The organism is Superficieibacter sp. HKU1, from assembly GCF_029319185.1.
Classification (GTDB): Bacteria; Pseudomonadota; Gammaproteobacteria; order Enterobacterales; family Enterobacteriaceae; genus Superficieibacter.
Map to the genome: position 1 here is coordinate 4,129,228 of NZ_CP119754.1, position 24,344 is coordinate 4,153,571.

Below are 24,344 nucleotides of genomic sequence, written 5' to 3' on the forward strand. Positions count from 1 at the left end.
TACTACTCTCTCTACAAATAAATCAGATATGTTCCACAGCGGCGTTAATTTCCGCTAAACGTAGCGCGTCCAGGGCAATCATTTTTTCTTCATTGGTCGGAATCACGGCGCAGCGAACACAGGAATTTTTTTGCGAAATAACGCGTTCGCCGGAGGCATTGGGCAGTTTATTTTTAACCTGATCTAACGCAACGTTAAATACGCTCAGATGTTCAATGACCAGCCGACGAATAAGCGCTGAATTTTCGCCAATGCCGCCGGTGAAAATAATAGCGTCCAGACGATGAAGCGCTGCCGCATGTCCGGCAATATGCCGGGCGATACGGTGGACGAAGATTTTAATCGCCAGCTGCGCTCGCTTATTTCCTTCATGCCAGGCGTTTTCCAGCACCCGTAAATCAGAGGAAATGCCGGAAACCCCCAACAGGCCGGATTCACTGTTTACCATCCGTTCCAGGTCGCTGAGGGTTTGTCCGGTTTGCCCGGCAATCCATACCATCGCGCCAAAATCGACGTCGCCGCAACGGGTGCCCATCATCACCCCTTCCAGCGGGGTCATTCCCATTGAGGTATCGACACTTTGCCCGTCACGCACCGCGCAGACAGAGGCGCCGTTACCTAAGTGAGCAATCACTAACCCAGAGCTCCGCGGGTTAAGATCCAGCAGCGCGTGTGCCTGCTGAGAGACGTAACGATGTGAGGTGCCGTGAAAACCGTAGCGACGCACGCCCAGCTCTTCATAATACTTCCACGGCAGGCCGTAGAGATACGCGTCGGGCGGCAGCGTCTGGTGAAAACTGGTATCAAATACTGCTACCTGCGGCACGCCGGGAAACAGCGCCCGTGCTGACGTTATTCCACTCAGATTGGCGTAATTATGTAGCGGGGCCAGAGAGGAAACCTGGCGAATTTGTTCAATCACCTTATCGGTAATAATTGCCGAGTGCTTAAAGACATCGCCACCGTGAGCAACCCGGTGGCCAATTAAGGCCACGCTGGAGATTAAATTACGCGTTTCCAGTTCACTGGAAATGGCTTTAAAGGCACCTTCATAAGTATAATGCGTGAGTTTTTTGGGCTCACCGCCATTAACTGATAAAAAAGCCTGCCCGGAATTAACGCCATCGGCAATCCCTGCCAATAATACGTCACAGGTTGCTGCGTCAAGAACTGAGAACTTAACCGATGACGATCCACAATTAATCACCAGTACAACTGGAAATTCATTCATTTCAGACTCCGTTAATCCTGAATATGCGGATTAAAAAAGTTTATAAACAATATTCAGAATGGTCAGCAGGCCAATAGCGGTAACGAAAATATTATCCAGCTTGCCACGGTATTTTGTCAGCGATGGCGCTTTACGAATGGCGTACATCGGCAGCAGGCAGAGCAAGGAGGCAATAATTGGCGCTCCCATCGCTTCAATCAGGTCGAGAATGTTCGGGTTCGCGTAGGCCACCACCCAGGTGGATCCCATGATGAAGACCATGCTGATCAGATTGAGCTTGCCGGTAGAGACTTTGGTTTTATCCCCTTTATAACCAAAATTGAGGATCAGACCGTTTAAGCCTTCCAGAGTGCCGAGATAGTGACCGAAGAAGGATTTGAAAATCGCGACCAGGGCAATGATCGACGCGCCATACTCCAGCACGGTGGCAAACGTTGATTTGGTGCCGGACAGCGAAGCGAAGTGGTTCGCCAGATAAGAGAGCACCGGAATGTTCTGCGTTTTGGCTTCGGCCATATTCTGCGGTGAGAGGGTAAACAGGCAGCTAAAGGCAAAGAACATCACCACGGCAACCATCAGCATACTGGCGCGGGAGATGATTCTGGAACATTTGCGCTCGGTAAAGTCTCTGCCGAATTCCTGTTCGTACTCTTCACGTTTTGACACCACGAACGACGAGACAATCGGCGAGAAGTTAAAGGAGAAGACCATGATGGAAATTCCCAGCCACACGGTGACCAGAATGCCGTCGTGGCCGACGAGCGAAATATCGCTGAGGTTAACCTGATCGACCACCGCTGAGTTCCAGTACGGGATCAGCGACAGTGAAATCAGCACCAGGCTGGCGATGAACGGGAAGACCAGGAAGCTCATCACCCTGACCATCAGATCTTTACCGAAGTAAATCACGAACGCCATCAGCAGCAGCAGGAACAGCGCGACGACGCCACGGTTTAACGGCATCATTTGCAGCTGGTTTTCCCAGAAGGTCATAAAGGTGTTGGTAATGGTCACGCCGTAGATCCACAGCAGCGGACAGATGGCGAAGAAATAGAGGAAAGTAATAACCACGCCGCCGGTTTTACCGAAGTGCTCCTCCACCGTCTCGGTAATGTTACCTGACGGATTACTGCCGGACAGACACAGCCGGGCCAACGCACGGTGGCAGAAAAAGGCGATAGGGTACGCCAGCACCAGCATTAACAGGATCGGGATCAAACCGCCGTAGCCTGCGCGGATCGGGAAGAAGAGAACCCCGGCACCAATTGCCGTGCCGAACAATCCGAGGGTCCAGGTAGTGTCAGATTTACGCCATGACGAGGGGGCTGTCTGACCGGTAACGAGACTATCAGTCGTGCTCATGTTATATCCTCAGCAAAAGTAATTAAGCATCAGCTAAACCAGTAATTTGCGAAACGCGTGACAGATCGATATTGCCGCCAGAAATAATGCTGACCGTTTTTCTGTTCTGAATATAACTGTCAAGTTTGCCACTTAATAATGCGGCACAGGCCAGGGCACCTGCGCCTTCGGTAATCACTTTATTACGTTGAATTAAGGCCACCATGCTATTACGAATTTCATCTTCGCTAACTAATACAATTTCATCGACCAGCTCGCGAACGATTTCATAAGTAATAGCGCCGGGGCGGGAAACATCACAGCCGTCCGCCAGGGTTCCGCTGGTGCGGTGGGTCGTTATTGTTCCGGCATAATAAGAGGCGGCCATCCCATGAACATTTTCGGACTGCACGCCGATAATTTTAATCGTCGGGTTAATGGATTTAATGGCAATGGCAATACCGGCGATAAGTCCACCGCCACCAATCGGCACAATAACATTATCGACGTCATACAGATCTTCCATAATTTCCAGACCAATCGTCCCCTGTCCGGCAATGACTTGCGGATCGTCATACGGCGGAATAAATATCCGGCCTTCCAGTTCGACAATTTCGCTGACTTTAGCAATGGTATCGTTGAAGTTATCACCGTGCAGGACGACTTCTGCCGAGTAGTCGCAGGTGGCGGCCACTTTCGACTTAGGCGCGCCTTTCGGCATCACCACTTTGCCGTCAATGCCAAGCATCGCGCAGGAGAGTGAAACGCCCTGGGCATGGTTGCCTGCCGAGCAGGCAACGACGCCTTTCCGCCGTTCCGCATCGCTTAACGAGCTGAGTTTGTTAAACGCGCCGCGAATTTTAAAGGAGCCGGTACGTTGCATGTTCTCAAATTTTAAAAAGATCTCACCCTTGCAACGCTCACTAAAATAGTTGGAGCGTGGCATACCTGTTTTATAAATTTTTCCGGCCAGACGCTTTTTTGCTTCAAGAACGTCTTCAATTGAGACAGGGAGTTCGTAGGTAATGTGCATAATAACCTCTTGAGATAAATTCAGGTATAATATTGCCGTCGATCTGATGAGGCAGATCTAAAATTCAGTCATAAATTAAATCAGAAATAATAAGTTTTATAACGCATCCGCTTGTCGTCGTCGGGAATAATTAAAAGAGGAGTGCTCTTTGGCTAACTCCACGAGGAACGAGGCCGATTTTTTTAATCTATAATTTTTCGACCATACTGCCGCATAACGCGCTACGGGAAGAATGTCTTTAATAGTGAGGGTAATAAATTGGTTTGAACCGAAGGGTGCAATCATGTCGCAGGGAATGACGGTCAGGAAACCTGCATTCAGTACAAGATTATAAATGGTAACGACAGAATCGGTTTTAATAATATTTTCGTTATCAATGCCGTTATTTTGTAAGGTGGTAAGCAGTTCGCTGTAATATCCCATATCGGTGTGAGGCAAGATCCAGCGTTCGTTTTTCAATGACCCCAGCGTGATGGGGCCGGTGCACGTTCGTGATGTGCTGGCCACCAGCCGGAACTCGGATTCGAACAGCGGCTCTACGTGCAGGTCCTGCAGCTTCATTTCATCGCTCAACGTGCCGATGGCAAAATCCAGCCGCCCGTCACGCAGCGCTGGCAGAAACGAGGAAAGCTGCGCTTCGTACATACAGACCTGCGCTTTAGGGAACGTCTGCTGAAATGTCTGGATCATGCTGGACATGATGGTAAAACCAATCAGCGACGGGAAGCCGAACGAGACATCGGCTACGCCGCTACTGCTCATGCTGTTCATCTCGCTGACCATGTTTTTCATTTCCCTGGTGATGGATTCCGAGTAGGTCAGCACAACCTGTCCGGCACTGGTTAACGTCACGCCGGTGTTTTTACGTACGATTAATTCCATGCCAAAGTAGGTTTCTATTTCGCTAATAATTTTACTTACTGCTGGTTGAGTTAATCCTAACTGTTTTGCCGCAGAACCAATTGAGCCGCTGCGAATAACCTCCTGAAATACGACGAGGTGTTGTGTTTTCGGTAGGGTAAATGTTTCCATCATGCTTAACTCATCTCGTAACATCTTGCGGCTAAGTGTACGTAATTATGTCATGGATGATATGTGCTGTTACTCACAAAATAGTATTGGATTACTATTTCTAATGTATGATTTAATTTTAAAGTCATTAAAAATCAATATGTTAAATGAATAAAATCTGACTTTTATCTGATTTTTATCAATAAAAAAAGCTAAGATGAAAATATTTTATGGCGATAACTAATTTATGGTAGAGTACAAATAAATGAGCCAACTGGATTATATTTCAACTAATTAATTGCGTCTTTCACAGGTGCATATAAAATAAAATTTAAATAATCAAAAATATTATTTAAATCTGGTTATTCGGCGATAAAATCGTAATAGATCACATTTTGGGACGTGAGCGTATTCACGGACGCAATAATAATTATCATTTTATTTAATTAAAATTAAACATTTTAATTACATTATGGGTGGCGCTTTACACTGGTTGCCGGGTGGCGGCTTCGCCTTACCCCGCCTACATCGCTGACCGATAAGCCGCGTTCTTTTCATAGAGAGCGGAGTGGACAGTCATTCATCCTGTCGCGAGCACAAAGCAAAACGCCCGCCGGATTGCTCCTGCGGGCGTTTTACTGAATGGTTGAAGCTGACCGATAAGCCGGGTTCTGTCGTGGACAGTCATTCATCTAGGCCAGCAATCGCTCACTGGCTCAAGCAGCCTACCCGGGTTCAGTACGGGCCGTACCTTGTGAACCCCTATTTGGCCTTGCTCCGGGTGGAGTTTACCGTGCCGCGAACTGTTACCAGCCGCGCGGTGCGCTCTTACCGCACCCTTTCACCCTTACCTGATCCCGCTTGCGCGGGCCATCGGCGGTTTGCTCTCTGTTGCACTGGTCGTGGGTTTCCCCCCCAGGCGTTACCTGGCACCCTGCCCTATGGAGCCCGGACTTTCCTCCCCTCCGCCCGTCTCCCCCGAAGGAGGACGGCGACGAAGCGGCGACTGTCTGGTCAGCTTCGGCGCGCAGTATAGAGTGTTTCCACCCTGCTGTCACCTTTCGGTCAACATTCCCACCTGCAGCGTCGCGGCAATGTTGCGGGAAGCGCGATAAATATTATCGAATGCCCCCCTGAACGCTTCCTCAAGCGTACTGATGCTGGTCAGCACGCTGAAAACGGCATCAATACCGTATTGATGGACAATACCGACATCGTTGGTCAGGCTACCGGCAATGCCAATCACCGGCTTGTGGTATTTTTTAGCGACCTGCGCCACGCCGACCGGCACTTTACCGTTAATGCTTTGGCTGTCGATCCGGCCCTCGCCTGTCACCACCCACGTACAGTCGTGAATGTGTTCTTCGAGATTAAGCGCCTGTGTGACGATTTCAATCCCGCTGCGCAGCTCCGCGCCGAGGAACGCCATCAGCGCTGCGCCCATACCGCCCGCCGCGCCAGCACCGGGGACCTGTTTGACATCAATGCGCAGGGATTTTTTGATCACCTCCGCGTAATGGTCGAGGTTGCGATCCAGTTCAACGATCAATTCTTCGGTCGCGCCTTTTTGCGGCCCGAATACCCGTGATGCCCCTTTTTCGCCCGTTAGCGGATTGGTCACGTCGCAGGCCACACGGATCGTACATTCGCGCAGGCGAGGGTCCAGTTGCGTAATATCAATGGAATTAAGACCGATTAGACTGCCGCCGCCGTTGCCGATATCCGTGCCGTTCGCATCGCAAAGTTTCGCGCCCAGCGCCTGTACCATGCCCGCGCCGCCGTCATTGGTCGCACTGCCGCCAATGCCGATAATAATATTTCTCGCGCCGTGCTCCAGCGCCTGCAAAATCAGCTCGCCGGTGCCGCGGGAGGTTGTCACCAGCGGGTTGCGCTGTGAAGGAGGAACCAGCGCCAGTCCGCTGGCCGCCGCCATTTCGATAAACGCGGTCTTACCGTCGCCGGAGATCCCCCAGCAGGCGTTAACGGGCTCGCCTAACGGTCCGGTAACCTGCGCGGTATATTCTGTACCCTGCGTTGCGGCGATCATCGCTTCAACCGTCCCTTCCCCTCCATCAGCGACCGGAACAGAGACATATTGCGCATCAGGAAAGATTTCCCGAAATCCTTTTTCTATCGCCTGAGCTACCTCGCTGGCAGAAAGGCTTTCTTTATAAGAGTCTGGGGCGATTACGATTTTCATAGTGAGTAGCCTGTTACCACGCAACGCCGGAGAATAGTGATCTTTCCGGCCTACAAAGGCGTATTCTGTCGGCCCGGCAACATGCGCCGCCGGGCAATACGTTGTTAGCGAGAGACTTCGACTTTCGCCAGTTTTTCGTAGTAGCACGCGATGGCGCTATGGTCGTCGTTACCGTGACCGTCGGCACGCAGCGCCTGCATCATTTCCATAACCGCGGCGGTCAGCGGCAGCTGTGCGCCCACGCCGTGAGAGGTATCCAGCGCGTTAGCCAAATCTTTAATGTGCAGATCGATGCGGAAACCCGGTTTGAAGTTACGATCCATCACCATCGGCGCTTTCGCGTCCAGCACGGTGCTGCCCGCCAGACCGCCGCGAATCGCCTGATACACCAGGTCCGGGTTCACGCCTGCTTTGGTTGCCAGGGTCAGCGCTTCGGACATGGCGGCAATATTCAGCGCCACGATCACCTGGTTTGCCAGCTTGGTCACGTTGCCTGCGCCAATATCACCCGTGTGAACCACCGATCCGGCCATCGCTTTCATCAGATCGTAGTATTTATCGAAAATCGCTTTGTCGCCGCCAACCATTACGGACAAGGTGCCGTCGATGGCTTTCGGTTCGCCGCCGCTGACCGGCGCATCCAGCATATCCACGCCTTTTGCCTTCAGCGCATCGCTGATTTCACGGCTCGCCAGCGGCGCGATAGAACTCATGTCGATCAGAACGGTACCGGCTTTCGCGCCTTCAATGATGCCGCCTTCACCCAGCGCGACGTCTTTGACGTGCGGGGAGTTCGGCAGCATGGTAATGATCACGTCGCACTGTTCGGCGATAGCTTTAGCCGTGGTAGCGGTTTCTGCGCCTGCAGCCACCAGTTCAGCGACGGCTTCAGGATTACGGTCAGAAACCACCAGCGAGTAACCGGCTTTAATGAGGTTTTTGCTCATTGGTTTGCCCATGATGCCCAGGCCAATGAAACCTACTTTAATGGTCATAATTGCTCCCTCTTCTTTCGGTGGTGGTTATTTCTTAAAGGAATCAGCTAATTTCTGCGTTGCGCCGCGGAAGACGCCCAAATCGCTGCCAACGGCAACAAAGGTGGCACCCATTTCCAGATAGCGACGCGCATCAGCATCAACCGGTGCCAGGATGCCGCACGGTTTGCCGTGGGCTTTCGCGCTGGCAAAAATCTGCTTAATGCACTGCTGAACGTCAGGGTGAGAGGCATTGCCAAGATGGCCCAGCGCAGCGGCTAAATCGCTGGGTCCGACGAAGATACCGTCCACACCGTCCGTCGCAGCGATGGCATCAACGTTATCCACGCCCTGCTGGCTTTCAATCTGCACAATGATGGTGATGTTCTTATTAGACTGCGCGAAGTAATCCGGCACGGTGCCAAACATGTTGGCACGGTGCGAGACGGACACGCCGCGAATACCTTCCGGCGGATAACGGGTAGAAGCCACCGCCAGCGCCGCTTCTTCCTGCGACTCTACAAACGGGATCAGGAAGTTATAGAACCCGATATCCAGTAAGCGTTTGATGATCACCGGCTCGTTGGTCGGTACGCGGACCACCGAAGCGCTGGTGCTGCCCTTCAGCGCCATCAGTTGGGGAATGAAGGTGGAGATATCGTTTGGCGCATGTTCGCCATCCAGAACCAGCCAGTCAAACCCGGCCAGACCCAGCACTTCGGTGCTGATAGGGCTTGCCAGCGCGGACCAGCAGCCAATCTGAACCTGCTGCGCGGCCAGCGCAGCTTTGAATTTGTTCGGGAAAATATCGTTATTCATCGTCTATACCTTGTAACGTAACCGTGAATTATTTCTGCAGTTCCATGCGCTTGATGTCGCCAACAATAAACAGGTAGCAGACCATCGCCATCAGTGCTGAACAGCCTACGAAGATCAGCGCAGCGTTGAATGAGTGCAACTCGCTCACCAGGTAACCAATGACCAGCGGGGTGACAATAGAGGCCACGTTACCAAACACGTTGAACACGCCACCACACAAGCCAACAATTTCTTTCGGCGCGGTATCGGAGATAACCGGCCATCCCAGCGCCCCAAAGCCTTTACCAAAGAAGGCCAGCGCCATCAGTGCCACCACCAGAGTGGTATTATTGGTGTAATTGCAAAGAATAATCGTTGATGCCAGCAGCATTCCCAGCACAATCGGTAATTTACGCGCCAGGGTAATGGTGGAGCCGCGCTTGATAAGGTGATCGGAGAAAACGCCGCCCAGCACGCCACCGGCGAAGCCGCACAGTGCCGGAATCGATGCCACCAGACCCACTTTCAGAATCGACATGCCTTTATCCTGCACCAGGTAAATCGGGAACCAGGTGAGGAAGAACCAGGTAATGGTGTTAATAAAGTACTGACCAAAAAACACGCCCAGCATCATCCGGTTAGTCAGTAGCTGTTTGATGTAGTGCAGTTTCGGGCCGGAAGTCGTTACGCCGGGCTTTTTGTGGTCCATATCAACCACCGCGCCGCCTTTCGTAATGTAATCCAGTTCCTGAGCAGACATACGTGGATGGTCAGTCGGGTTATGAATGAACTTCACCCACACTCCGGTCAGCACAAAGCCAATCGCCCCCATCACGGTAAAGACATGTTCCCAGCCCCACGCGAAGACCAGCCAGCCAAGCAGCGGCGAGAAAATTGCCAGCGAGAAGTACTGGGCCGCATTAAACAGCGCTGAGGCCGTACCGCGCTCTTTGGTCGGGAACCACGCCGCTACGATACGGGCGTTAGCCGGGAAGGACGGCGCTTCGGAGAAGCCCAGCATAAAGCGCATGACAAACATGGACATTCCGGCCCAGGCCAGCGGGAACATATCGACAAAGCCTTGCAGGAATGTAAACAGCGACCAGAAGAACAGACTGTAGGTGTAGACTTTCTTCGATCCGAATTTATCCAGCAGCCAGCCGCCGGGGATTTGCATTAGCAGGTAAGCCCAGCCGAATGCGGAGAAGATGTAGCCCATTGAGATAGCGCTAAGATTTAATTCTTTCGCGACTTCAGTCCCGGCAATCGACAGCGTTGCACGGTCCGCATAGTTAACTGCTGTCACGATGAAGATAATCAGCAGTATTATATAGCGAGTGGGTATACTTTTTTTAGAGGTAATAGCAGTATCCAGCGACATTAATTTATCCTCGGGTACGGAGCCACCTGTTTATTTATTTTTATCAGGTGAGATAACTGATTATTTATTGATGCAGGCACCTCAATAAACAGATCAGACACAATGTAATTGGCAATTAGTATAATCAGGCATCTCTAAATACACATTGGGTGTTTGACTAATTAACGGATTTGATTAACCAAATTTTTATGGCATATGCACATACTCCTGGGCGCTAATGCACAGATTTACTCATTGCCCGCCTTGTGCCGCGCCCCATCGCGGTAATGAGTGATCTGGATCACATTCTTAATTTAAAAGTCAGTGCATTCTTAATGTCATAATATTGAGGTTTTATCTTTTATCCTTTTTCTAAAACGCTCAGTTTACCGTTTTTTATTATCTACATTTGCTGGAGAATACTGGACAATGGCCGACATCGAAATTAGACAGCAGTCGCCTTCGGCGTTCTATATTAAAGTGCACGATACCGATAACGTGGCGATTATTGTCAATGATAACGGTTTGAAAGCGGGCACCCGTTTCCCCAATGGGCTGGAACTCATTGAACATATTCCACAGGGACATAAAGTAGCGCTGGTGGATATTCCCGTCCACGGCGAAATCATTCGCTACGGTGAAGTCATCGGCTATGCGGTGCGCGACGTGGCGAAAGGCAGCTGGATCGATGAATCCACCGTCGAGCTGCCGAAAGCGCCGCCGCTGAACACGCTGCCGCTGGCAACCAAAGTACCGGAACCGCTACCGCCGCTGGAAGGCTATACCTTCGAAGGCTACCGCAATCCGGACGGCAGCGTCGGCACCAAAAACCTGCTCGGCATCACCACCAGCGTTCACTGCGTGGCGGGGGTGGTGGATTACGTCGTTAAAATCATTGAGCGCGACCTGCTGCCGAAATACCCGAACGTGGATGGCGTGGTTGGCCTTAACCACCTTTACGGCTGCGGTGTGGCGATCAACGCACCCGCGGCGATTATCCCGATTCGGACGATCCACAATATTGCCCTGAACCCGAACTTTGGCGGCGAAGTGATGGTGGTCGGCCTCGGCTGTGAAAAACTCCAGCCGGAGCGCCTGTTACAGGGAACGGAAGACGTCAAAGCGATTGCGGTTGATGATGCCAGTATTGTTCGTTTGCAGGATGAGCATCACGTCGGCTTTAAATCAATGGTTGACGATATTCTGCTGGTCGCCGAGCGCCATCTGCAAAAACTTAACCAGCGCCAGCGCGAGACCTGCCCGGCGTCTGAACTGGTGGTCGGTATGCAGTGCGGCGGCAGCGACGCCTTCTCCGGCGTCACCGCAAACCCGGCGGTCGGTTACGCTTCTGACCTGCTGATCCGCTGTGGCGGGACGGTGATGTTCTCAGAAGTCACCGAAGTCCGCGATGCGATCCACCTGTTAACGCCGCGTGCTATCAATGAAGAGGTGGGCAAACGTCTGCTCGAAGAGATGGCCTGGTACGATAATTATCTCGATATGGGTAAAACCGACCGCAGCGCCAACCCGTCTCCGGGGAACAAAAAAGGTGGTCTGGCAAACGTGGTGGAAAAAGCGCTTGGCTCAATTGCCAAGTCCGGTAAAAGCGCGATTTCCGAAGTGCTGTCACCCGGCCAGCGCCCGACAAAACGCGGCCTGATTTACGCGGCAACCCCCGCCAGCGATTTCGTCTGCGGTACTCAACAGGTCGCCTCCGGGATCACCGTACAGGTCTTCACCACCGGTCGCGGGACACCTTACGGACTGGTGGCGGTACCGGTAATTAAAATGGCTACCCGCACCGAACTGGCAAACCGTTGGTATGACCTGATGGATATCAACGCAGGCACCATCGCTACCGGCGAAGAGACCATCGAGGATGTGGGCTGGAAGCTGTTCCACTTCATTCTGGACGTGGCCAGCGGCCGGAAAAAAACCTTCTCGGATCAGTGGGGCTTACATAATCAGCTGGCGGTGTTTAACCCGGCTCCGGTGACGTGATAACCCCATCATGCTAAATGCTAACCCTGGCAGGGAGACCTGCCGGGGTTTTTTATGGCTGACAAACTTACCATCAGCATGCCGCATGAACAGGAACGGCAGTGACTAAACAGAACGGCAGCGCTGGGCCATCAAGGCTTCAATTTCCGCAAGAGTTGAGGTTCCCTCCATTGGCCCACGATGAGATATTGCCAGCGAACCACTGGCATTTGCATAAGCCAGGGCGTCCGGCACGCTGTAACCTGCCAGGAACAGGCTGACAAACGTTGCGCCGAAGCAATCCCCGGCACCGGTGGGATCAACAACCTCTACCGGATACCCTGCCACGTGATGCTGCTCATGTTGCGCATAATAACTGGCCCCCTGGGGGCCACGTTTGACAATGACATGCTTAATGCCGCGCTTAAGTAGACGCTCAACGATTTCTCCCTCATCACCCGATTTATTCAAACCAAAATAATCCAGTTCACCGTCACTTGGCAGGAAAAAGTCTGTGTAATCGAGAATATATTCAAACGCCTGCGACATCTCGCGGATGTTCAGCATTTCTTTACGAATATTCGGATCGAAGGAGATTGACCCTTGATTCTCTTTAACGATACCAATCGCTTTACGAACGGCATCAATCAGACGAAACGAAAAAAGCGAGGAGCCCATAATGTGGAAATGGTTACACTGGCGCAGCAGCGTTTCATCCAGATGATCGGCATTCAGTTGCCCACAGGCGCTGTTAGGCATATTGAAAATGAAATCCCGTTGCGCCTGCGTGCGATAACTGACAAAGGCGCTACCCGTATTGGCATGAGGTAGCACGGAAATCCCCTGAACATTGACGCCATCCCGCTTCAGTCGGGCGATATTCATCTCACCAAAGGCGTCGTTACCAACGCAACTGAACAGCAAAACCGGAAAGCCAAGCTTAGCAACCTGATCGGCAAAAATGGCAGGTGCCCCACTGGGATAAGGTCCCCAAAACTCACCGGGAGCCAAAAATCCCTGATTTTCTTTCTTCGCTAAAAACTCGACCAGCAGTTCGCCAAGTGTCGCAATAGTGATGTTCATGCGTCGTCCTTTACCTCGTCAAATTCAGGGCGGGGTTTATCCAGGTCAGGCATTTATTATTGGTGTAGCTATTGGTCAGCCCCACCGCCAGAAACCGCGAATGATATTCAGCCGCCACGATTTGCGGCGTTACCACAGCATTAATCTCGCTAAGCTTACCGACTGCATAACGGGCCACGCCAACGATGGGACGCCGGGCAATAACCACAATGCTACGCACACTCTGCATGAGGCTTTCCTGAAGCAAAGTAGCAGCCGATTCACTGGCGACATTAAGCGTGCCATCATCACTAATATGGTCGATCATCAGCACACTACAGGACGGCTGAAATTGCTGTAGTGAGCGACACGCCATTTCACCTTCCAGATGCTGACCCGACTCATCAAGAACGCCACCCAATAAGGCTATCTCCCCATCAAGATAGTCTCGTGCTGACGCCACATGTCCCAGATCGTTCACCATCAGACGCAAATCCCGATACCCGGCCATAAAAGGGATTGCCTTACGTAACACGTTGCCTGCACCGAGAAAAAGCTGGTCCTCATCAGCGATTAGCCGGGCGACATGTTTCGCCAGCTCAAGTTCGCTCGCATTATCAAGTCTCTCGCTCCTTTTAGCGTCCGGGTGAACGGACGGGTTGACAGGCTGCGCGGTATAAATCGCCCCGCCAAAAGATCGCTTCAGGTAGCCCTGCTGTTCCAGATAATTGAGATCGTTACGGATCGTCACGCCCGAAACCGCCAGCATTTCAGCCAAATCATCCACTTTGATCTCACCGTTTTTGCGAACGATTTCGGCAATGTCCAGACGTCGTTTCAACAGGCTGGTCGAAGGTTTTGCCACAACATACCCTTTTTAGCTGGATTGTCGGGAGCCACTCCCGCTCGTTAACTTTCATTTTTAAATTTCCATAGGGTGATGTCAATTCTATGTCGGTCATTAACAGAAGGATAACCCGTCACTTGCCAGTAATATCAATAGATTACTGGGGTTCCGACTGCAAACATTAACTTATAAAATAAAACAACATGTCAAACTATTACTTTCTTTTTGTAAAAAACATTGCCGTTTCGTGCTTCAGATCACATCAATGACGCACGATGATCATTACATTACTTTCAAAATGAATGTTAAAAACCATTTTTAACTTTAATTATGAAAGACAACTGGCGGAGTAGTTTATGTTCATCATTTCCAGTAAAAACATGCTCTTGAAAGCACAGCGTAAAGGCTATGCTGTCCCTGCATTTAACATCCACAACCTTGAAACACTGCAGGTGGTCGTCGAAACGGCGACAGAAATGCGATCGCCTTTGATCGTCGCTGGCACGCCCGGCACCTTTAGCTATGCCGGTAAGGGGAATATCGTGGCAATCGCTGCCGATCTGGCACGCGAACATAACCTGCCGCTGGCAATCCATCTGGATCACCATGAGGTTTTGAACGATATCGAAGCAAAAGTATTCGCGGGTGTACGTTCTGTAATGATCGACGGCTCCCATTATGCTTTCGAAGAGAATGTCAGAGTGGTGAAAGAGGTAGTCGATTTTTGTCATCGTTATGATGCCAGCGTTGAAGCTGAACTTGGTCGTCTGGGCGGTGTAGAAGATGATCTGGTCGTTGAGGGTAAAGATGCGCTGTATACCCATCCCGAACAGGCACACGAGTTTGTCACACGCACCGGTATTGACTCTTTAGCGGTCGCGATTGGTACTGCGCACGGGCTCTATACCGCCGAGCCTAAACTCGATTTTGAGCGGCTGGCAGAAATTCGCGCACGCGTAGATGTGCCACTGGTTCTGCACGGTGCTTCAGGCCTGCCCGAACATGACATTCGCAAAGCCATCGACCTCGGTATCTGCAAAGTCAACGTTGCGACAGAGTTGAAAATTGCCTTCTCCGACGCACTTAAAACCTATTTTATACAACATCCAAAAGCCAACGATCCGCGCCATTATATGCAGCCTGCGAAAGTAGCGATGAAAGAGGTAGTGCGTAAGGTTATTCATGTCTGTGGTTGTGAAGGACAACTGTAAGGAGCCGTTTGTGATTTATACACTTACGCTGAATACGGCGATTGATATGAATATTTTTAGCGATCCTCTTTTACCTGGGGTGGTTAATCGCACGCACCATACGGAATACTGCCCAAATGGTAAAGGGGTCAATGTCGCACTGGTATTAGATCACTTTCAGCAACCTGCCCATATATTAGGTATTTTTGGAGGATTTACCGGTCATTATATCATTGACGAACTCCGTAAGAGAAAAATACCGGTCTCTCCCGCCTGGGTCAATGAACCAACGCGAATAAATATTTTTATTCATGATGGTGCGCAGGAGTATAAGCTGGTCAATCCTGGCTCTTTTATTAACGATGACTGTAAACATCAGATCGTCAATATACTCACACAATTATCAGACTCCAGGTATCTGGTCATCAGCGGCAGTTTACCAAAAGGGATCGAAAGCCGGTTTTACAGCGAGATCCTGGAGATTTGTCAGATGAAGGATATCGCCGTTATCCTGGATATCAGCCATCCTTCATTACGTCAACTACTGGAATATAAGCCGCTATTAATCAAGCCAAACGATGAGGAGCTACAGGCGATATTTGGTCTCTCTGTGCACAACGATGAACAGGCGATAGCGGCGCTGGCGGCATTACACAACTCTGGCGCACAAAACGTTTTAATCACGTTGGGAGCGAGGGGGATGTATTTTTCAAACGGGAGTGAACGTTGGTTTTGCAGTGCACCAGAGATTGAACTGGTCAGCTCTGCCTGCGCAGGTGATGCTTCTCTGGCGGCTTTTTTAAGCCTCTGGCTAGCAGGGGGAAGTGTGGAGGATGCCCTTAAACGTGCCAGCGCCACCGGGGCTGACGTAGCAGGATCTGCCGGGCTCGGTCAACTCAATAACATTGAGAAATTATTACCTGAGATCTCAGTAAGACGTTTTTAAATAATACATTTAAGGTCTGCTTATGAAAAAGATCATTGCCGTTACCGGTTGCCCTACCGGAATTGCGCATACCTTTATGGCTGAAGAAGCCTTAAAGCACGCAGCAAAAAAACTGTCTGTCGAAATAAAAGTAGAAACCAATGGTGCCAGTGGCGTAGAAAACGCCATTTTGCCGGAGGATTTAATGGGTATCGCAGGCGTCATTATCGCGGCGGATAAAGATGTCGGGGCCGATCGCTTTAATGGCCTGCCCGTTATTGAAGTTCCCGTGAAAGAGGCGATCCATCGTCCGGTAGAACTTATCAATAAAGTACTTAATAACGAAGCGCCCGTTCGTAAAGGAGAAAAAACAATTTCCCGAGCTGCGGCAGAAAATGAATCCTTTGGCCGCCAGATCTATAAGCATTTGATGAGTGGCGTATCGAACATGCTGCCGTTTGTCGTCGCCGGGGGTATTTTAATCGCTGTTTCTTTCTTATGGGGAATTTATTCAGCCGATCCAAAATCCGCTGAATATAATGCTATTGCTGCGATATTAATGAAGATTGGCCAGCAGGCATTTTCTATCATGGTCCCGGTCTTCACTGCCTATATTGCGTGGTCTGTTTCCGGTAAACCAGGGCTGGTTGCCGGGTTTGTTGGCGGCTTACTGGCGAATGCGACCGGCGCAGGCTTTCTTGGCGGGATCATCGCTGGTTTCGCCGCTGGCTATTTAATGCTATGGGTCAAAAATCTGCTCAACGGCCTGCCACGACAATATGAAGGTCTGAAATCGATTTTCATCATGCCGCTGATTGGGGTGTTGGTTATTGGCCTGTTGATGGTACTACTGGGCCAGCCCGTCGCGGCCATTAATAACGGTATGATGAACTGGCTCGCATCACTGCAAGAAGCTAATCCCATCCTGCTGGGTATTGTCGTGGGGGCGATGTGTTCATTTGATTTTGGTGGCCCTGTCAATAAAGCTGCTTATGTAACGGGCACTTTGCTGCTCGGTCAGGGAAACTATTTCTTCATGGCTGGCGTCTCGGCGGCCTGTATTACGCCGCCCCTGGTTATCGCGCTGGCAACAACATTCTTTCCGAAAGGGTTTAGTGAAGAAGAACGCGCAGCAGGGATAGTGAATTATATCCTCGGGTTTACACATATCACCGAAGGTGCGATCCCATTTGCAGCTAAAGATCCGCTACGCGTCATTCCTATGATGATGATCGCCTCCAGTGTTTCGGCGGTACTGAGTTATAGCCTGCATATTCAGGTACCCGCACCCCATGGCGGTTTCCTAATCCTGCCTCTGGTCAGTAAACCTCTTGCATGGGTGTTATGTATTCTGACCGGTTCTGCCTGTGGCGCGGTGATGCTTGGGGTCTGGCGTTTATGGCTCAACCGTAAACAGTCCGTGCTGACTGCTTCTGCCAATATTTAATAAGGATGACATCATGCGGCTTTGTGAACATGATATTTTTATCAGTGACGAGCAGGTGACTAAGGACACTGCGCTTAGGTACGTTGCCGGGCATCTGGTCAACGCCGGGAATACTACCGAAGGGTATTTACAGGGTATGCTGGCGCGGGAAGCGCAAATCTCGACATATCTGGGCAATGGTATTGCAATCCCACACGGTACGCCGGAAACCCGTGACAGCGTGCTAAACACCGGCGTTAAGGTCATAGTATTTCGTCATGGCGTATCCTGGGGAGAAGACAATATCGCGTATGCCGTCATCGCTATTGCCGCGAGGTCGAACGAACACCTGGACATCCTGCGCCAGTTGACCCACGTGTTGAGCAATGACGAGATCCCGCACGCGATCAAAAATGCCAACACACCGGCAGAAGTACTGGCGATCTTATACGGAGAACACCAACCGGCCGAGGTGGTGCCCGATGCCACTCCACAAGGCGAACAGGCTACGTTTGCGATCAATAATCCTCATGGGCTGCACGCCCGGCCAGGCGCAATACTGGTAAAAGTGATTAAACAGTTTCAAAGCCAGATTACCATTGAAAATCTGGACGATCCGAAAGGACCCGTCGATGGTAAAAACCTGATGCGAGTCGTTTCCCTTGGTGCAAAGCAAGGGCACCGTCTGCATTTTACGGCCTGTGGAAAGGATGCTTCTCAGGCACTGAGCACAATTGGTGCTGCGGTTAATGGCGGGCTGGGAGAGGTGACAATATCCTCGCCCCAGCCTCCTTCATCCCCGCCAAAATCTGGACGCGGCTGGCTGTCACGGTTGTTTGGATAAACCTTAAAGAGGCTTCTTCAGGAAGCCTCTTTTACGCACACAGAAAAACATGCGGCGTATCGTTACCGGGGTGCGGATTTACCTGCACTTCTGCCCCATACCATTGCGCGATGACGTCGGTTTGAATCACCTGCTGCGGCGTCCCCTGCGCCACCAGTTTTCCCCGGTTTAACAGCAGCACGCGGTCTGCCCATAGCGCCGCCAGATTAAGATCGTGTAATACGATACAGACGTGCAGGTTCCCGCTGGCGGTGAGTTTTTTCAGTAAGCGTAACAGCTGCTGTTGATGGTAAAGATCCAGTGCCGAGGTGGGTTCGTCAAGAAACAGCCAGCCTTCGGGGGCGCCGTCTTTCCACAGCTGCGCCAGACTGCGCGCCAGCTGGACCCGCTGCTGCTCGCCGCCGGAGAGAGTGGCATAGTGGCGACCCGCCAGATCGGTACAGCTGGTCAACGCCATGACCTCGCGGACGATCTCCGCTTCATGCCGCGTTCCCCAGGGCGCACGGCCCATGGCGACGATAGCCTCTACCGGCCAGTCAAAACGCAGCTGCGTTTGCTGCAACATCACCGCACGGCGGCGGGAAAGCGCGCGGGCGGGCCACTGTTTCAGCGAGTGCCCCGCCAGCCAGCATTCCCCCTGATCCGCGGGCAAATACCCGGTCAGCAGGCGCAACAGCGTTGATTTCCCCGCACCATTGGGGCCGATTAGCGCAACCAGTTCACCGCTGGCAAGCATTAACGAGACATCATCGATCAGCCATCGCTGCCCGCATTGCAGACGCAAATGGGCAGCGACTAAGGTGTTATCCATGCTCCATTCTCCTTTGGCGGAAGATCAACCACAGAAACCAGGGCGCGCCGAGCAAGCTGGTGATCAGACCCACCGGCATCTCCGCAGGTACGACAACGGTGCGGGCCGCGGTATCGGCGATCAGCAGCAGGATGGCTCCCGCCAGCAGCGAACCCGGCACCAGCGCGCGGTGATCGGCCCCCAGCCACATGCGCATCAGGTGCGGCACCACCAGCCCAATAAAACCGATAATCCCGCTGATCGCCACCGCTGCCGCCACCAGCAAGGCGCTGCAAAGCAGCATCACTCGTTGCAGCTGCGGAACATTGACGCCCAGGTAATGCGCTTCTTCATCGCCCAGTTGCAGCAGATTAAGCTGGCGGGCAACCCACCATACCGCCATTGCCGAGGGTAAAATAAGCGTGGTTGCCACCAGCAGCGTGGACCACTGCGCCTGACCGAGGCTGCCCATTCCCCACTGCGAGAGCTGACGAAGCTGGGCATCGTTGCTTAGCCATGACAGCAGTCCAACGGCAGCGCCGCACAGCGCGTTAATGGCAATCCCCACCAGCAGCAGGCGCGACAGTGAATTATCGCGGGCCTTACTGAGCAGAAAAATCACCACCATCACCGCGAGGCTGCCGATAAACGCCGCCAGCATCGGCGCATACAGCGCCACCAGCGCGGGAACCGGCAACGGTAATACCAGCCAGCAGGCCACCGCCAGCGCGCTGCCGCTGCTGATCCCCAGCAGTCCCGGATCGGCCAGCGGGTTGCGAAACAGCCCCTGCATTACGCAGCCGGAGAGCGCCAGCGCCGCGCCGACCACCAGCGCCAGCAGCACGCGCGGCAGACGAATGGTCAGCCAGATCTGGCGCAGCGCATCATCGCCGGGATGCCACAGGCTCTTTAACGGCAGCGCCATCGCCCCCTGGGTGGTTGCCACCAGCGTCAGACCGACCAGCAATAACAGCATTCCCCACAGTGAGCACACCACGCCGCGGTTCATCAGGGCAGTTGCTCCGCTTTTTGACGCAGATCGCGCAGCGCCTGCGGCGTACGCACGCCAAAGCCGAGCAGGGCCATATCATCAATAATCATCACCTGCTTATTACGCCCGGCAGGGGTTTGCGCCAGTCCCGGCAATTTCCACAGGTTCTCTTCCCCGCCCATGCTGTTAATCCCGTCGGCAGAGATCACGATCAGGTCCGGCTGGCTGGCGATGACACCTTCCTGCGAAAGACCGCGATAGTGCGCAAAGCCCTGCATGGCGTTCTGTAACCCGGCGGCACGGATCGCGCCGTCGGCGGCGGTTTCCTGGCCGGCGACCATCGTTCCCATCCCGCCGTGGCTCAGCAGAAACAGGACCCGCTTATTCACCGGCGATGTCGGTAGCGCGGCAATTTGCGCTTTCAGTTTTTGCCGCAGCTGCTCGCCTTCGGCGTTTTTGCCGAGCGCATCGGCGATGACGGCGACTTTCTTATCAATCGCCGCCAGCGAGTAGCCGCCGGGTACGTCGATCACCCTGACATGATTTTCCGCCACCTTTTGTAATACCAATGACGGCTGCGCCTGGTTGCTTGCCAGTACGATATCCGGGCGCAGCGACAGGATGCCCTCGGTATTGAGCTGCCGGACATAGCCGACATCCGGCACGTTATTCACCTCGGCAGGCCAGGTGCTGGTGGTGTCGCGCCCGACAAGCTGCGACTGCGCGCCCAGCCCGTAAACAATTTCGGTAATATCACCGCCCAGCGTCACCACCTTCTGTGCGGCGGCGCTCGCCACCAGCGGCAGGGCCGCCAGCAGCATCAGTAATTTTTTCATGCGGCTTTCCCTTCATTGCTCAACGCATCAATCTGCGCCCGCCACCGGGTTTGTTCCGGCTGGCCTTCGCTGCGCTGGCCGTAAATCTGGGCGATTTGCGCACCATCCGCGGCGAACAGTTCCAGACTGGTGACATGGCCGTCGGCAGTCGGTTTACGCGTTACCCAGCTCTCCGCAATTCCCGCCTCGCGCAGGTGCAGAGTGAAATGCTCGTTGAAAATATTGAGCCAGCCTTTCATCGGCGTCAGTTTTTCCAGCGCGCCGGTGAAGATCTGCACGCAGCCGCGATTACCGACAAAAATCATAATCTCGTTACCCTGCTGCAAAACCGTATCCAGCAGGCGCGGCAGCGCGTCATTATCGACCTGGCTGGCAAGATCGTCGCCCACCAGCCGGAAGGCCTGCTGGCGCGAGAGATTGTGTTTTTTCAGCAGGCCAAAGAACTGGTGCACATCGGTCATCGCCCGCCACTCCCGATCCAGCGCCGCCGCGTCGGGGGTTTGTGCATGCTGCACCGCCTCGGCGGCGGTAATAACCAGAGGCAGATCGTTTGCTACCGTGAAACGTGCGACCACTTCATTCCACGCCGCCAGATCGGTCTGCGCCGTAACGTAGACTTTCAGCACCGCGTCGCCCTGATGGTCGAAAAACTGAATGCTCTGACGCTCGCCGCGCGGGCTCTGCTCGCGCAGGCTGAAGGCGCTGGCCCACTGACGGATAAACAGACGCAGATCGAGCGCCCGCGGGTTCAGGACTATTCCGGCGTGTTCGCCGATATGCTGATGGGTGAAACTGCCGGTGTGTTCATGGACGGCGTACTCATTACGGCAGATGCATTTTGTGTCTCCCACCAGCTCCAGCGCGGCGAGGATCTCGCGCATCTCGTCCGTCAGGCGCACGGCATCGTGCCCTACGCGTGCGTGGGTTAATTCCGCTTCGCTGATGCCCATCTCAGTTGCGATATCACGGGCGTATTTTGCAGGCTCCTGCGCTTTAATGGACTGATATTGCTGCCAGATGGCGGAGTTTTCTGTGGATGAAAAAGGCATAGTGTTCGCTTCCTGATAAGGTTAAAAACCCCCGGCAGCGATGCCGGGGGAGTAAGGATTAAGGATGACGTCTTAATCAAAAATCTACGTTAACACCCAGTTGCCACGTACGGCCCGGCATCACCGCCAGCGCCTTGTCATACGCATCCTGGCGCGTGGACTCCTCAATGGTACGGCTGCTCAGATAATCCCAATATTTGCGGTCGGTAATGTTATAAACGCCGCCGTTGAGTCTGACGTTCTTCGCCACCTGCCAGTACGCCGTCCAGTCCAGCAGACCATAACCCGGCACCCGCATGTATTCATTGGTGGAATCGGCGATCGTCGAACCGGTATTAGTGTAGGACTCGCGGCTGGTCGCGGTGGCGCGTTTGCCTTTCACGAAGGTCGCGGTTAACGCCGTGCCATACCGTTTCGCCGGATCGTCCCACGCGACGCCAGCAATCGCTTTCATCGGCGCGACGCTGTCGAGATCAATGTATTTATCCCCCATATAGCTGGATTTCGATTTCCCTTCGGTATAACCATAGGCGAGCGTCGCGCTCAGGCCATTCACCTCTTCAAACCAGGTGCCAAAGTTAAATTTAGCGCTAATTTCACCGCCGTAGATAAAGGCTTTATCCCGGTTTTCCGCCTGATAAGTGGTGTAAATATTGGACGGAACGTTGGTGAACCGGTCCGGATTCCCGGCGCGCGAATAACGGGTATAGGCGATAAAGTTTTTATAGGTGTTATAGAACAGCGCGGTGCGCAGGGTGATGCCGTCGGTCACGTCCCCTTTCATGCCCCACTCAACGTTATCGCTGGTTTCGGTTTTCAGGTCGGTATTACCGATCAGCGCATATTGCTGTCTGCCCGCGTAGCTGGAGCCAAGGTTCCAGGAACCGTACAGCTGGCTGGCATTAGGGAACTCCGCCCCGCGTTTGTATTGCAGATACGTCATCAGGCGCGGGGTAATGTCGTACTGGAAGGTGAGTGACGGTAACAGCTGGGTGTCGGTATTTTTGCCGTATAACGTCGAGACTTCAGACTCATCCAGAACGCTGCTGTTGGTCGTCAGGCTGGAGAGATTATCCGGCTTCATCGACTGATGGACGACGCGTGCGCCAGGGATGACGGCGAAATGGTGGCCACCCGCGTCGAAATTAATCTGATCCTGCACGAAGGCACCGAGGGTATAGCTTTTGCTGTCCGCTTCCGGCTGCATAATTTCGCTGTACGCCGTTGGCGCTGGAGACTGTCTGAACGGACGCTTCGTTTCCGTGGTACTGGCGTTAAACCCGGCGCGGAGATCGTGGCGGCCCAGCGTTTTCGCCAGCGCGTTCTGAATGCCCCAGGTATCGGTGTCATAGTCTGAATAGACCGTCTGCATGGCGGTAGTAATGCTGTCCGGCATATAAGTGCGGTCATGCGCTTCAGTATGCTGGTAGTAGACTTTGGTCGACATGCTGTCCAGCCAGTCATTCACTGGCGTCCAGTCATCTTTCAGGCTGACGCCCCAGCGACGGGTCTGGCTGGTCTGTTGGGCATCGCCAAGGATCTGGCTGCCGCTGCTGTTCCACGAGTCGTAATGGGTATGGTTGGTTTTGTGGTAGTAATCCAGCGTACCGGTCAGTTTATGTTCATCGTTGGGCTGCCAGATACCGGAGGCCATCATCGCATCAGAGTGCCAGTTAGCCGGATACGCATCGACGGTGTCACTGTTGTTGCGGGTTTGCTGACCGTCACGACGGCTGTAGACAAACACGCCGCGCAGGGTTTCATCCCCCGCCGCCCCGGTCACGCCATTGTGCCAGCTGCGATCGGCAGAGTCGTAATCACTCTGGTAGCCAAATGCGGTGTTTTTTCCCGGACGCAGATAATCGTCAGCGGATTTCGGGCGGAAAGAGACATTGCCGCCGATAGATGTGTTGGCCTGTTCGGTAGAGGTCGCGCCGGATTCAATATCAACATTGCCATACATATACGGATCGATGTAGTCGCGGCCAATGCCAAACGTGTTCACTCCTGACCGGCTAACGTAGCTGCGGCCAGTGGCGTCCGGCTGAGCGATCCCATCGACATCAATGCCAACCCGGTTGCTTTCCAGCCCACGAATGTTGTAGCCGGTATAGCCGCCGCGGTCAAAACCGCTTTTGCCGTTGCCGGAACCTCCGCTGGCACCGGTCGCGCTGATTAACGGTTCATAACGCATGATGGAACCAAAGTCGTTTGCGCCTTTGTTTTGCAGGTCCTGGGCGCTGACAGAATGCGTACTTCCCGCTTTGAGGTCCGGCGCTGGCGCGGTGACAATCATCTCGTCAGCCGTATCCTGTGCGGCATTTTTTGCGGTAGTCGTTAAAGTCCCGGTATCAGCCGCGAAAGCCGCAGTCTGATAGAGCGCTGTGAGTAATGACGTCACCAGAACGCTCTTCCTGAAACGTTGAGGAGAAATGTGCGATGTATGCATAATGTCT

20 protein-coding genes and 1 other RNA gene are annotated in these 24,344 nt (G+C 53.0%); 5 read left to right on the plus strand and 16 right to left on the minus strand.

Features of this window, described 5'->3' with window-relative positions:
- Window positions 1–22 precede the first annotated feature (22 nt).
- From tdcD to P0H77_RS19690, 9 genes are all read right to left on the minus strand, one after another.
- Entirely contained in the window at window positions 23–1,231 is a 1,209-nt protein-coding gene (tdcD, locus tag P0H77_RS19650) for a propionate kinase (RefSeq protein ID WP_276158888.1), read from the minus strand.
- A 30-nt stretch (window positions 1,232–1,261) separates the two neighbouring features.
- Window positions 1,262–2,593 carry a threonine/serine transporter TdcC gene (gene tdcC, locus P0H77_RS19655; protein ID WP_276158889.1) on the minus strand — a complete coding sequence of 444 codons (1,332 nt, stop codon included), beginning with the start codon at window positions 2,591–2,593 and terminating at the stop codon, window positions 1,262–1,264.
- A gap of 22 nt (window positions 2,594–2,615) precedes the next feature.
- Window positions 2,616–3,605, minus strand: coding sequence for a bifunctional threonine ammonia-lyase/L-serine ammonia-lyase TdcB (tdcB, locus tag P0H77_RS19660; protein ID WP_276158890.1), 990 nt, complete (start codon window positions 3,603–3,605; stop codon window positions 2,616–2,618).
- A 96-nt stretch (window positions 3,606–3,701) separates the two neighbouring features.
- Window positions 3,702–4,637, minus strand: coding sequence for a transcriptional regulator TdcA (gene tdcA, locus P0H77_RS19665; RefSeq protein WP_276165182.1), 936 nt, complete (start codon window positions 4,635–4,637; stop codon window positions 3,702–3,704).
- Window positions 4,638–5,260: 623 nt separating this feature from the next.
- Window positions 5,261–5,638, minus strand: an RNA gene (gene rnpB / locus P0H77_RS19670) — RNase P RNA component class A.
- Window positions 5,639–5,670: 32 nt separating this feature from the next.
- Window positions 5,671–6,816 carry a glycerate 2-kinase gene (gene garK, locus P0H77_RS19675; RefSeq protein ID WP_276158891.1) on the minus strand — a complete coding sequence of 382 codons (1,146 nt, stop codon included), beginning with the start codon at window positions 6,814–6,816 and terminating at the stop codon, window positions 5,671–5,673.
- A gap of 104 nt (window positions 6,817–6,920) precedes the next feature.
- Complete coding sequence (gene garR / locus P0H77_RS19680; RefSeq protein ID WP_194207031.1) at window positions 6,921–7,811, minus strand: 2-hydroxy-3-oxopropionate reductase; 891 nt, start codon at window positions 7,809–7,811, stop codon at window positions 6,921–6,923.
- 27 nt (window positions 7,812–7,838) lie between these two features.
- The gene (gene garL / locus P0H77_RS19685; RefSeq protein WP_276158892.1) at window positions 7,839–8,609 is read right to left on the minus strand and encodes a 2-dehydro-3-deoxyglucarate aldolase; all 771 of its coding nucleotides are present in this window, start codon (window positions 8,607–8,609) and stop codon (window positions 7,839–7,841) included.
- 28 nt (window positions 8,610–8,637) lie between these two features.
- Window positions 8,638–9,969, minus strand: a complete 1,332-nt coding sequence (locus P0H77_RS19690) for an MFS transporter (RefSeq protein ID WP_276158893.1) — start codon at window positions 9,967–9,969, stop codon at window positions 8,638–8,640.
- Between the two features lie 408 nt (window positions 9,970–10,377).
- On the opposite strand from P0H77_RS19690, the gene garD reads away from it, so the two are divergent.
- On the plus strand, window positions 10,378–11,949 hold the full coding sequence (gene garD, locus P0H77_RS19695) for a galactarate dehydratase (protein ID WP_276158894.1): 1,572 nt from the start codon (window positions 10,378–10,380) through the stop codon (window positions 11,947–11,949).
- A gap of 105 nt (window positions 11,950–12,054) precedes the next feature.
- Here the strand turns inward: garD and P0H77_RS19700 are convergent, their stop codons facing one another.
- Together P0H77_RS19700 and P0H77_RS19705 are read right to left on the minus strand one after the other, a co-directional pair.
- Window positions 12,055–13,011, minus strand: coding sequence for a sugar kinase (locus P0H77_RS19700; protein WP_276158895.1), 957 nt, complete (start codon window positions 13,009–13,011; stop codon window positions 12,055–12,057).
- 10 nt (window positions 13,012–13,021) lie between these two features.
- On the minus strand, window positions 13,022–13,855 hold the full coding sequence (locus tag P0H77_RS19705) for a DeoR/GlpR family DNA-binding transcription regulator (RefSeq protein WP_276158896.1): 834 nt from the start codon (window positions 13,853–13,855) through the stop codon (window positions 13,022–13,024).
- Window positions 13,856–14,193: 338 nt separating this feature from the next.
- Between P0H77_RS19705 and P0H77_RS19710 the strand changes: the two genes are divergently transcribed.
- From P0H77_RS19710 to P0H77_RS19725, 4 genes are read left to right on the plus strand one after another with little or no spacing between them, the layout of a single operon-like run.
- Window positions 14,194–15,048 (plus strand): tagatose bisphosphate family class II aldolase, encoded by an 855-nt coding sequence (locus P0H77_RS19710; RefSeq protein ID WP_276158897.1) that lies wholly within the window; start codon window positions 14,194–14,196, stop codon window positions 15,046–15,048.
- 10 nt (window positions 15,049–15,058) lie between these two features.
- Window positions 15,059–15,973 carry a 1-phosphofructokinase gene (gene pfkB, locus P0H77_RS19715; RefSeq protein ID WP_276158898.1) on the plus strand — a complete coding sequence of 305 codons (915 nt, stop codon included), beginning with the start codon at window positions 15,059–15,061 and terminating at the stop codon, window positions 15,971–15,973.
- A gap of 22 nt (window positions 15,974–15,995) precedes the next feature.
- On the plus strand, window positions 15,996–17,399 hold the full coding sequence (locus tag P0H77_RS19720) for a PTS fructose transporter subunit IIBC (protein ID WP_276158899.1): 1,404 nt from the start codon (window positions 15,996–15,998) through the stop codon (window positions 17,397–17,399).
- Window positions 17,400–17,412: 13 nt separating this feature from the next.
- Window positions 17,413–18,222 (plus strand): HPr family phosphocarrier protein, encoded by an 810-nt coding sequence (locus P0H77_RS19725; protein WP_276158900.1) that lies wholly within the window; start codon window positions 17,413–17,415, stop codon window positions 18,220–18,222.
- 31 nt (window positions 18,223–18,253) lie between these two features.
- Here the strand turns inward: P0H77_RS19725 and P0H77_RS19730 are convergent, their stop codons facing one another.
- The 5 genes from P0H77_RS19730 to P0H77_RS19750 all read right to left on the minus strand — a co-directional run bounded on the left by P0H77_RS19730 (window position 18,254) and on the right by P0H77_RS19750 (window position 24,337).
- On the minus strand, window positions 18,254–19,033 hold the full coding sequence (locus tag P0H77_RS19730) for a heme ABC transporter ATP-binding protein (RefSeq protein ID WP_276158901.1): 780 nt from the start codon (window positions 19,031–19,033) through the stop codon (window positions 18,254–18,256).
- Window positions 19,026–20,021 (minus strand): iron ABC transporter permease, encoded by a 996-nt coding sequence (locus P0H77_RS19735; protein WP_276158902.1) that lies wholly within the window; start codon window positions 20,019–20,021, stop codon window positions 19,026–19,028. Before P0H77_RS19735 ends, P0H77_RS19730 begins: the two co-directional genes overlap by 8 nt.
- The gene (locus P0H77_RS19740; RefSeq protein ID WP_276158903.1) at window positions 20,021–20,839 is read right to left on the minus strand and encodes a hemin ABC transporter substrate-binding protein; all 819 of its coding nucleotides are present in this window, start codon (window positions 20,837–20,839) and stop codon (window positions 20,021–20,023) included. Before P0H77_RS19740 ends, P0H77_RS19735 begins: the two co-directional genes overlap by 1 nt.
- Window positions 20,836–21,888 carry a ChuX/HutX family heme-like substrate-binding protein gene (locus P0H77_RS19745; RefSeq protein WP_276158904.1) on the minus strand — a complete coding sequence of 351 codons (1,053 nt, stop codon included), beginning with the start codon at window positions 21,886–21,888 and terminating at the stop codon, window positions 20,836–20,838. Before P0H77_RS19745 ends, P0H77_RS19740 begins: the two co-directional genes overlap by 4 nt.
- Before the next feature lie 76 nt (window positions 21,889–21,964).
- Window positions 21,965–24,337, minus strand: a complete 2,373-nt coding sequence (locus P0H77_RS19750) for a TonB-dependent receptor (RefSeq protein WP_276158905.1) — start codon at window positions 24,335–24,337, stop codon at window positions 21,965–21,967.
- Window positions 24,338–24,344: the final 7 nt, after the last annotated feature.